This is a genomic window from Streptomyces sp. DH24, from assembly GCF_029813775.1.
Lineage (GTDB): Bacteria > Actinomycetota > Actinomycetes > Streptomycetales > Streptomycetaceae > Streptomyces.
In genome coordinates this window covers 304170-313875 of record NZ_JARVKW010000002.1, presented here as the reverse complement: position 1 = coordinate 313875, position 9706 = coordinate 304170, and the positions used below count along the sequence as shown (strand labels likewise).

Sequence of the window (9706 nt, the reverse complement as noted above, 5' to 3'; positions counted from 1 at the left end):
GCTGGAGACCGTGCCGCCCGGCGGCATCCGGGTGTGCGCCGCCACCCGCGCCGGCAGCGAGCGCGTCATCGCCTACGGGCCCGTCGCCGGCCCCGACGGTGCCTGCGAGCCGCTCGGAACGCGCCCGTCCGGCACACCGTGCCCGGCGCCGCTCCTGGGCCGGGACCGCGAGCTGGAGCAACTGCGCGGCGCGCTCGGCGACATGGTCCGCAAGCAGCGCCCGTACCTCCTCACCGTGCTCGGCGAACCCGGGGCGGGCAAGTCCCGGCTGGCGCGCGAACTCGGCCGCCTGGCCCGCCGAACGCCGGGCGGGTGCACCGTGCTGACGGCCCACGGCTCCTGGTGCGACCGGGACCGCCCGCTGGCCCTGCTGGAACGGACGCTGGCGGCGGCCACCGGGACCGGCCCCCGCGACGACCGGCCCGGCCCGTCCGACGGCCCCGCACACGGTCGTCCACCGCTCGCCGGCGCCGGGCGTCCCGCGGCGCGGCCGTCGCGCGGCGCCCCCGACGGCCACCGCCCGCCGTCGCCCGCCCGCCCCGGTCCGGCCCTCACCCCGGACGACGCCCTGAGCCGCACCGTCCACGCCCTCTTCGGCACCGGCGACCGCGGCACGTGGCTGCTCGACCGGCTGCGGCCGCTGCTGCTCGACCGGCCGCCCGCCGCCCCCGCCGACTGGCCCGGCATCGCCGCCGCCTGGCGGTTCTTCCTGGCCGGACTCGCCACCGAACGTCCCCTGCTGCTCGTCCTGGAGGACGTGCACACCGTGCCCGACGCCGTCCTGGACGTCGTGACCGACCTCGCCGGCGCCGTCGGCCCCGTACCGCTGCTCGTCGCGGTGACCGCGCGGCCCGAACTCCTCGACCGCAGGCCCGCCTGGGGCGGCGGCCGGCGCGACGCCCTGACCCTCACCCTCGACCCGCTCGACGAACCCTCCTCGGCGGCGCTGCTCGACACCCTCCTCGGCGCCGACGGCCGGGACCTGCCGCCCGAGTTGCGCCGCGACGTCCTCGCGCGCGTCGGCGGCAACCCGCTGTACGCCGTGGAGTACGCCCGCGAGCTGACCGGCGCCGACCCCGGACGCCACCCGGCCGGACCGCCGCCGATGCCGCGGCACGTCCGCCAGGTCGTCGCCGCCCACCTGGACACCCTGCCGCCGCGAGCCAAGGCCGTGCTGGTCGACGCCTCCGCGCTGGGCGGCGTGTGCTGCGCGGACGGCGTCGCCGCGGTCGGCGGCGGCGACCGCGACGACGCCGCCCGGTGGCTGGACTACCTGGAGCGCCGGGACTTCCTGCGCCGCTCCCGGCACACCTCCGCGGACGGCGCCCCGCGCTACGCCTTCCGCCACCCGGCGACCCGCGAGGTGGTCGACTCGCTGGTGCCCCGCACGGTGCGCGAGGACCGCGGGCGCCGCGCGGCGGCCTGGACCGAGCGGACGGCCGCCCGGCGGGCGCTCTGACGCGCCCACCCCTCCTTGCCCCTCGCCCCTCGCACCGCGTTCCAGGCATGTCCCGAGCCGCGAACACCCTTGTCCGGGTTCGCGCATTCCGCCGATTACCCACCGATGGAAACACCCAACTGGGGGCCTGCCCGCCCATCCCCTAAGTTCGGTGCCGAGCGGCGTGGAAAGCCCGCCGGAACACTCGGGAAAACACCGAGCGCGGCGGCGCATGATGGCCTGGCCGACGGCCCGGCGGCGCGCATCGCCCCAATTCCCCGCCCCGTTCCGCCGAAGCCACCCGACGTCGCTTCCCGTACGGAAAGGAATGGTTGTGCGCATTCTCTGCAGTCTCGCGCTGTCGCCCTCCAACGCCCGCGCCCTGCTGCCGCTGGCCCGCGCCGCGGCGGAGGCCGGCCACGAGGTCACCGTGGTCTCGCCGCCGGAGATGGCGGGCGTCTTCGAGGGCGAGAAGATCCGCGTCCTGCCGCTGTTCACCGACATGGCCGAGATCGTGCTCAGCCTGCTGCAGCAGAAGCGCATCGACTTCGTCCCCGCCGACCCGTTCTCCGCGCAGACCCTGCTCGCCACCGCGTGCGGCCCGCACGTCACCCACGCCTACCGGCAACTCCTGGACGTCGCCGAGGAGTTCAAGCCGGACATCATCCTGCGCAGCGGTGTCGAGTTCGCCGGTCACCTCGTCGCCGAGACCCTCGGCATCCCGGACGTGGCCGCGCCGTCCGGCGGCGGCCAGTACCTCGACCCGACGCTCGCCCTGGCCGAACTGAACGAGCGCCGCGGCGAACTCGGCCTGCCCGGGCAGGACTCGGCCGCCTCCATCCACGCGCACGGCCGCTTCGACTGCATGCCGCCCGAGTACGCGTTCACCGCCCACGACATCGACGGCACGTTCGCCTACCAGCAGCCCGCCACCATCGTGCGCACCGAGACCGGGCCCGGCTGGCTGCGCGACATCCCCGGCGACAAGCCGCTCGTGGTGGTGTCCAGCACCAACGTGTTCGCGTCGCTCATGCACAGCACCGTCTTCCCGCGCATCCTCGACCTGTTCTTCGACGGCATGGTCGCCGGGCACATGTTCGAGGGCCTGGACGTCGCCGCCGACCCCGGCATGGTCGTCAACGCCCTCATGCCCGGCGACGCCAACCCGCTCACCACCATCGTCAAGGGCCTGTCCCAGGTGGACTGCACGGCCGTCGTCGCCACCCGCGGCATGCCCCTCGACCCTGCCGCCGTCGGCGACAACGTCCTCGTCCACGACACCGTCCCGCAGCCGCTGCTGCTGGAGACCGCCCAGCTCCTGTTCACCCACGGCGGCTACAACAGCGTCCGCGAGGCCGTGCGCGCCGGAGTGCCCATGGCCGTGCTGCCCGAACTGAGCGACCAGGCCCACAACGCCTCCCGCGTCACCGACCTGGGCCTCGGCCTGCGCGTGCCGAGCGCCGCCGCCGACGACGTGGCCGACACCGTCAACCGCCTGCTGTCCGAACCGGGTTACGGGCACGCCGCCCGCACCGCGCAGCGGCACATGCTGGCGCTGCCGCCCGTGACCGCCGCCGTCGACCACCTCGTCGCCCTCGCCGGCCGCTGAGACCCAGACCCCGACAGGAGCAGGCAGATGGAAGCACAGTACCTCCGGGCGTTCTACGACCTGGCCTCGTGGATCCGGCTCGCCCCGCTGCTGAACGGCCCGTACCTGCCGTTCTCCGCGTGGTCGCTGCGCCCCGGCGCCCTGGTCAAGCTGCTCGACGACATCGCGCTCAACGACCGCAAGGTGATCGTGGAGTGCGGCAGCGGCACCTCCACGATCGTCTTCGCCCGCTACCTCGCCGAGCGCGGCCACGGCAACGTGCTCTCCCTGGAGCACGACGAGAAGTGGGCCACCTGGGTCGACCGGCAGCTGACCCGCGAGGGCCTCGGCGACGTCGCGCGCGTCGTGCACGCCCCGCTCGCCGAACACCCCGCCGCCGTCAAGCGCGTCGAATGGTACGAGCCGGACACCGTCACCGCCGAGGTCGGCGCCTTCACCGGCAAGCACGGCCCCGTCGAGCTGCTGCTGGTCGACGGCCCGCCCGGCTGGGAACAGGACCGCAAGATGGCCCGCTACCCGGCCGTGCCGGTCCTGAAGGACCTCCTGGCGCCCGGCGCGAGCGTGATGCTCGACGACGTGAACCGCTCCGAGGGCGTGGAGATCACCAAACGCTGGGCTGACGAGTGCGGGCTCCGGATGGACCTCGACCCGTACGGCACCCGCACCGCCTTCGGCACCTACCCCGGCTGACCCCGAGCCCTCGTGGCGAACCCGACAAGGAGAGCCCATGCTGGCCCTGAACGGCGGCCCCAAGGTGCGCGAACGGCCCTACCCGCGCTGGCCCGAGTACGACGAGACCGAGAGCCTCGCCCTGATCCGCGCCCTGGAGCAGGGCGACTGGTCCCGGCACGGCGGCAAGGAAGTGCAGGCCTTCGAGCGGGAGTTCGCCGAGCTGCACGCCGCGCCCGCCGCGCTCGCCGTCACCAACGGCTCGCACGCCCTCGAACTCGCCCTGGAACTCGCCGGCGTCGAACCCGGCGAAGAGGTCCTCGTCCCCGCGTACACCTTCGTCGCCACCTCCACGGCCGTCCAGCGGCGAGGCGCCGTACCGGTGCCCGTGGACGTCGACCCGGACACCTTCTGCCTGGACCCGGCCGCACTCGACGCCGTCGCCACCGACCGCACCCGCGCCGTGATCCCCGTCCACATCGGCGGCCACGTCGCCGACATGGACGCCATCACCGCCTGGGCCGGCCGCCGCGGCGTCAGGGTGATCCAGGACGCCGCGCAGGCGCACGGCGCGACCTGGCGCGGCCAGGGCCTCGGCGCGCTCGGCTCCGTCGCCACGTTCTCCTTCCAGAGCTCCAAGGTGCTCACCGCGGGGGAGGGCGGCGCCCTGCTGCTGCCCGACGACGACACCTACGAGAACGCCTGGACGCGGCACAACTGCGGCCGCACCCGCGAACTCCGGCTCGCCACCGCCTCCTCCAACTTCCGCATCTCCGAGTTCACCGCGGCCGTGCTCCGCGCCCAGCTCGCCCGGTTCCCCGCGCAGAACGCCCGCCGCGCCACCCGGTACACCGAACTCGCCGCCGCGCTGAGCACCGTACCCGGCATCCGGCTCCAGGGCCGCGACCCGCGCTGCACGACCACCCCGCACTACATGACCACGTTCGTCCTCGACCAGGACGAGCTCGGCGGCGTCGACCGCGACACCGTCGCCCTCGCCCTGCTGATGGAGGGCATCCCCGCCTTCGGCAGCTACCCGCCGCTGCACCGCACCGACGCGTTCTGGACCGGCCCCACCGGCGACGTCCGCCGCGCGGAGCTGGCCGAACGCTGCCCCAACGCCGAACGCGTCGGCCGCGACGGCGTGATGATCCCGCACCAGGCGCTGCTCGGCACCCGCCGGGACGTCGAGGACATCGCGACGGCCCTGACCAAGGTCCTCACCGAACTGCCCCGCACCGGCACGACACCGGCGGCCTGACCCCCGCCGGCCCCGCCACCGACCCCCACGAACCCTCCGTCACCGACTCCGACACCCCGCGCCCGGCGCGGCGTTCACAGGATGGGAACGAAAGCGATGACCAGCGACAACCCGGCCGGCCGGACCTTCGAGGTCCTCGTCGTCGGCAACGGTGTCCTCGGCCTGTCCCTGGGCCTCACCCTCGCCCGCCGCGGCACCCGCGTGGCTGTCCTCGGCCGCACCGACCGGCCCTGGGCCGCCTCCACCGCGGCCGGCGCCATGCTCGGCACCTTCGGCGAGGTCACCTCCACCCTCGTCGCCAGCGAGCAGGGCCGCGCCAAGCTCGACCTCGGCGTCCGGGCCACCCGCCTGTGGGACGACTGGCTCGCCCAGCTGTCCGAGGACACCGGCGAGACCGACGACCTGCGCTGCGCCGACGGCACCGTGATGCTGCTCAACTCGGTCGGCGTACCCGGCATCGACTCCGCCAACTACGCCGCCATCCGCAAGACCCTCGACGAGTACAAGGAACCGTACGAGGACATCGACCCGGCCGACCTGCCCTGGCTCGACCCCGACCCGCTGGCCCGCCCCCTGATGGGCATGTTCATCCCCGGCGAGCACGCCGTCGACTCCGGACGCCTGCTGGCCCGCCTGGAGACCGCGTTCCTGAACGCCGGCGGCACCCTCCTCGACGGCTTCGGCGAAAGCCTCGTCACCCACGGCGACCGCGTCGACGGCGTGCGGCTCACCAGCGGCGACACTCTCAGCGCCGGTCAGGTCGTCCTCGCCTCCGGCGCCGCCTCCCAGGCCCTCCTCGACACCGTGCCCGCCGTCGACGGCACCGTCCCCCGGCTGTGCGCCGGCGTCGGCGTGTCCGTCCTCGCCCGCGTCGACCCCGACGTGCCCGGCCCCACCAGCGTGCTGCGCACCCCCAACCGCGCCTTCGCCTGCGGCCTGCACCTCGTGCCCCGCGGCCAGGGGCACGTCTACCTCGGCGCCACCAACGCCATCGAGCCCGAGCCCGCCGACGTGCCCTCCATCCGCGACGCCACCTTCCTCCTCGGCTGCGCCCTGCGCCAGCTGCGCCGCGACCTCGACACCGCCGGCATCGAGAAGATCCAGGTCGGCAACCGGCCCGTCGCCTTCGACGGCTTCCCGCTCGTCGGCAGCACCGGCGTCGACGGGCTGTGGATGATGACCGGCACCTACCGCGACGGCCTCCACCTGTCGCCGCTGCTCGCCGACGAGATGGCCCGCCGCATCCTCGGCGAGGACACCCGGCACGACCTGTCCGTGTTCCGCCCCGTCCGCAGGCCGACCCAGGCACACAGCCGCGCCGACGTCGTCGAGACCGCCGTCACGCACCTGCTCGCCACCGGCTACGAGGACGAGTGGCGGATCCCCAACGCCTGGCCCGCCGTCATCGAGACCCAACTGCGCGCCGGATTCACCAAGTTCGCGGGCGACCTCGACGACGAGTACACCCCGCCCGCCGAGATCCTCGCCAAGGCCCAGATGAACCCGCGGTTCGCCCAGCAGGTCCGCGCGTACTACGCCGCGAGCCGCGCCGCACAGTGACGCGGCCCGCGCCCCGCACGGCCACCACCGCACAGAAGGAGAGTCGCACCGCCATGACCCGTCCCGAACTTCCGCCGACGGTCGATCTGCTCGTCGTCGGAAGCGGCCCCGTGGGGTCTGCCATCGCCCGCAGGGTGTACGACGCCGTGCCGCACGCCCGCGTCCTGATGGTCGACCTCGGTCCGCGCCTGACCGGGCAGGCCGGCCTGCACCTCGGCAACCTGCCCGCCGAGGAACGCGCCGCGGCCCAGGCCCGCTCCCAGGGCCGCGACCCCGAGACCGCGCCGGGCGAGGACGGCGCCCTGGTGAAGAAGTACGCCGACCGCGGCACCCACCTGCTCAGGCCCCGCCGCGCCGAGGAGCCCGAACAGAACGGGATGCCCGCCGCGGTCATGTCCAGCAACGTCGGCGGCATGGGCGTCCACTGGGCGTGCACCGCGCCCCGCCCGCTCGACAGCGAACGCGTGCCGTACCTGTCCGACGGCGACCTCGACGGGGCCCTGAACGTCGCCGAGCACCTCATGGGCGTCACCCGCGACGCCTACCCCGCCACCCCGGCCGGCGACCTCGTCCTCAAGACGCTCGGTGAGCTGTTCGACGGCGACTACCCGGCCGGCCGCCACGTCGGCCCCATGCCGCTCGCCTGCGTCCCCCGCCCCGGCCGCCGGCCCCGGTGGGCGGGCCCCGACACCCTCCTCGGCCCGCTCGCCGACGCCGGCGCCACCGCCGCCGACGGGCGGTTCCGCATCGCCGACGAGACCATGTGCCGCCGGCTGCTGTTCACCGGCCGCCGGGTCACCGGCGCCCTCCTCGAACACCTGCCGACCGGCACCGAGTTCGCCGTGCGCGCCTCCGCCGTCGCGGTCGCCGCCGACGCGCTGCGCACCCCGCAGCTGCTGTGGGCGTCCGGCATCCGCCCCGAGGCGCTCGGCCGCTACCTCAACGACCAGCCCAAGACGGTCAGTTCCGTGCACGTCAAGGACGGCCCCACGGCCGGCGTCGACGCCCGCGGCACGGTCGACTTCGGCGGCGACATCCGCGACCTGGAGACCGGCCGCTTCTGGGTGCCGTTCGCCGACCCCGGCCGCCGCAACCACGGCCAGGTCATGACCATCGACACCTCACCCCTGGAGGGCGTCGACCCGGCCCTGTTCGTCGGCATGGTCTGGTACGGCGCCAAGGAGATCCGCGCCGAGGACCGCATCGAGTTCTCCACCAGCGAGGCCGACGCCTACGGCATGCCGAGGATGACCCTCCACTACGATTTGACCGACCGCGACCGCGAGGGCGCCGGACAGGCCCGCGACGACCAGGAGAGGATCGCCGAAGCACTCGGCGGCGAGTTCCTGGAACGCCCCGAACTGTTCCCGGCCGGCAGCTCCAAGCACTACCAGGGCACCGTCCGCATGGGCCCCGCCGACGACGGCACCTCGGTGTGCGACACCGACAGCCGGGTGTGGGGCTTCGACAACCTCTACGTCGGCGGCAACGGCGTCATCCCGACGTCCACCGCCGTCAACCCCACGCTGTTCAGCGTGGCCCTGGCCGTCCGCGCCGCGGCGTCCATCAGCGCCCGGCTCATCGCCGTCTGACCGCGGCGACGCTCGGCCGGCTCCGCTTCGTCGTCGGCGCCGCCGAGGCCGTACGGGTCCTGGTCACCGAGTGGCCCGCATACCGGGACCCGGACCGGACCCGGATCGCGGCCGGGCCCCACCGCCCGGTCGTGGTCGACACCCGCAACCACCTGGACCCGCACGCGCTCAGCGCCGCGGGCCTCGCCCGGCACGGGACCGGCACGGCCCCGGTCGAGCCCGCCGCCCCGACCCCCGCCCAGAAAGGTTCACCCCCATGCGGGTGCTGTGCAGCATCACCGGATCGCCCTCCCACGTCCGCGCCTGTCTGCCGCTGATCCGCGCGCTCGGCGAGGCCGGACACGACGTCCTCGTCGTCACCGCCGACCGGCTCGCGCCGATCCTGGACGGTGACAAGGCCCGCGTCGAGGGCGTCTACCCGGACATCACCGCCCAGGGCATGCGGCTGCTGTTCGAGGGCGAACTGCCCATCCCGAAGGAGTTCAGCCGCTTCGCCCACGACCTGTGGGCCTGTCTGGCCTGCGGCCCCCAACTCGCCGACGCCTACGGCCTGCTGCTGCCCCTCGCACGCGACTTCCGGCCCGACGTCATCCTGCGCGACGGCTACGAGTTCGCCGCGCTCCTCGTCGCCGAGACCCTCGACGTGCCGCAGGTGCCCGCGCCCTCCGGCTCCGGCCAGTTCCTCGACCCGGAGCTGATCCGGCCCCTCCTGAACGACCGGCGCCGCTCCCTTGGCCTGCCCGAGGCGGACGACCCGGCCGCGGTGTACCGGCACGGCCGCCTCGACTGCATGCCCGCCGCCTACTCCTTCGCCCGCCCGCTCGCCCCCGACGCCGTCACCTACCGCCAGCCCCGCACCGTCACCCGCGGCGAACGCCTCCCCGACTGGTTCACCGACCTGCCCGCCGACCGGCCCCTGGTGCTGGCCTCCCTCGGCACCGGGCTGCCCGCCACGGTCCTCGAGTTCCTCGACAAGGCACGCGAGTTCGGCGCGCCCATCCCCGTGTACGACCCCGCCGAACCCCTCAACACGGTGGTGGAGGCGCTGTCCGAACTCAACTGCACGGCCGTCGTCTCCACCCTCGGCATGCCCGTCGACACCACCCGGGCCGCACCCCACGTCCGCGTCGTCGCCCGCTTCCCGCAGCAACTCCTGCTGGAACACGCGGCGTTGTTCCTCACCCACGGCGGCTACAACAGCATCCGCGAGGCGGTGCGCGCCGGAGTGCCCCTGGCGGTGCGGCCCATGTTCGGCGACCAGCAGTACAACGCGCTGCGCGTCGCGGACCTCGGACTCGGCGAACACGTCGCGGCCCGCGGCCCGCAGGCCATGCTCGACGCCTGCCGCCGGCTGCTCGCCGGCGACCGGGCCGCCGTCGAGGCCCGGCGCGCCCAGCACCAGATGCTCGCCCTGCCGGGCATCGACGCGGCCGTGGCGCACCTCCAGCGCCTGTCCCTCACCTGACAACCGCCCCGGCGCCCACCTCCGCAGGTCAGCACCGCCGTACGCCGACGCGCCCGCCCGGGCCCGTCGGCGTCGCCGTGTCCGCCGCCGCACACCGTCGTGCTTGTAGGGA

General features: G+C 74.7%; 7 protein-coding genes. All 7 read left to right on the top strand.

Annotation, left to right across the window (positions count from 1 at the left end; translation table 11 throughout):
- A partial coding sequence (locus tag QC282_RS02590; RefSeq protein ID WP_279547502.1) for an AAA family ATPase occupies window positions 1–1459 on the top strand: 1459 nt, incomplete at its 5' end.
- 313 nt (window positions 1460–1772) lie between these two features.
- Window positions 1773–3047 (top strand): glycosyltransferase, encoded by a 1275-nt coding sequence (locus QC282_RS02585; RefSeq protein ID WP_279547501.1) that lies wholly within the window; start codon window positions 1773–1775, stop codon window positions 3045–3047.
- A 27-nt stretch (window positions 3048–3074) separates the two neighbouring features.
- Window positions 3075–3737 (top strand): class I SAM-dependent methyltransferase, encoded by a 663-nt coding sequence (locus QC282_RS02580; RefSeq protein WP_279547500.1) that lies wholly within the window; start codon window positions 3075–3077, stop codon window positions 3735–3737.
- A 37-nt stretch (window positions 3738–3774) separates the two neighbouring features.
- Window positions 3775–4977: a DegT/DnrJ/EryC1/StrS family aminotransferase gene (locus QC282_RS02575; protein WP_279547499.1), complete on the top strand. Its 1203-nt coding sequence runs from the start codon at window positions 3775–3777 to the stop codon at window positions 4975–4977.
- Window positions 4978–5073: 96 nt separating this feature from the next.
- Window positions 5074–6537, top strand: a complete 1464-nt coding sequence (locus tag QC282_RS02570) for an FAD-dependent oxidoreductase (RefSeq protein ID WP_279547498.1) — start codon at window positions 5074–5076, stop codon at window positions 6535–6537.
- Between the two features lie 53 nt (window positions 6538–6590).
- Window positions 6591–8129, top strand: a complete 1539-nt coding sequence (locus QC282_RS02565) for a GMC oxidoreductase (RefSeq protein ID WP_279547497.1) — start codon at window positions 6591–6593, stop codon at window positions 8127–8129.
- A 256-nt stretch (window positions 8130–8385) separates the two neighbouring features.
- Window positions 8386–9594 carry a glycosyltransferase gene (locus QC282_RS02560; RefSeq protein ID WP_279547496.1) on the top strand — a complete coding sequence of 403 codons (1209 nt, stop codon included), beginning with the start codon at window positions 8386–8388 and terminating at the stop codon, window positions 9592–9594.
- The last annotated feature ends 112 nt before the right edge of the window (window positions 9595–9706 follow it).

Excerpts from the sequence above, each read along its gene's own strand:
- QC282_RS02560 (WP_279547496.1), top strand. The coding sequence starts at position 8,386 with ATGCGGGTGCTGTGCAGCATCACCGGATCGCCCTCCCACGTCCGCGCC.
- QC282_RS02570 (WP_279547498.1), top strand. The coding sequence starts at position 5,074 with ATGACCAGCGACAACCCGGCCGGCCGGACCTTCGAGGTCCTCGTCGTC.
- QC282_RS02575 (WP_279547499.1), top strand. The coding sequence starts at position 3,775 with ATGCTGGCCCTGAACGGCGGCCCCAAGGTGCGCGAACGGCCCTACCCG.
- QC282_RS02565 (WP_279547497.1), top strand. The coding sequence starts at position 6,591 with ATGACCCGTCCCGAACTTCCGCCGACGGTCGATCTGCTCGTCGTCGGA.
- QC282_RS02580 (WP_279547500.1), top strand. The coding sequence starts at position 3,075 with ATGGAAGCACAGTACCTCCGGGCGTTCTACGACCTGGCCTCGTGGATC.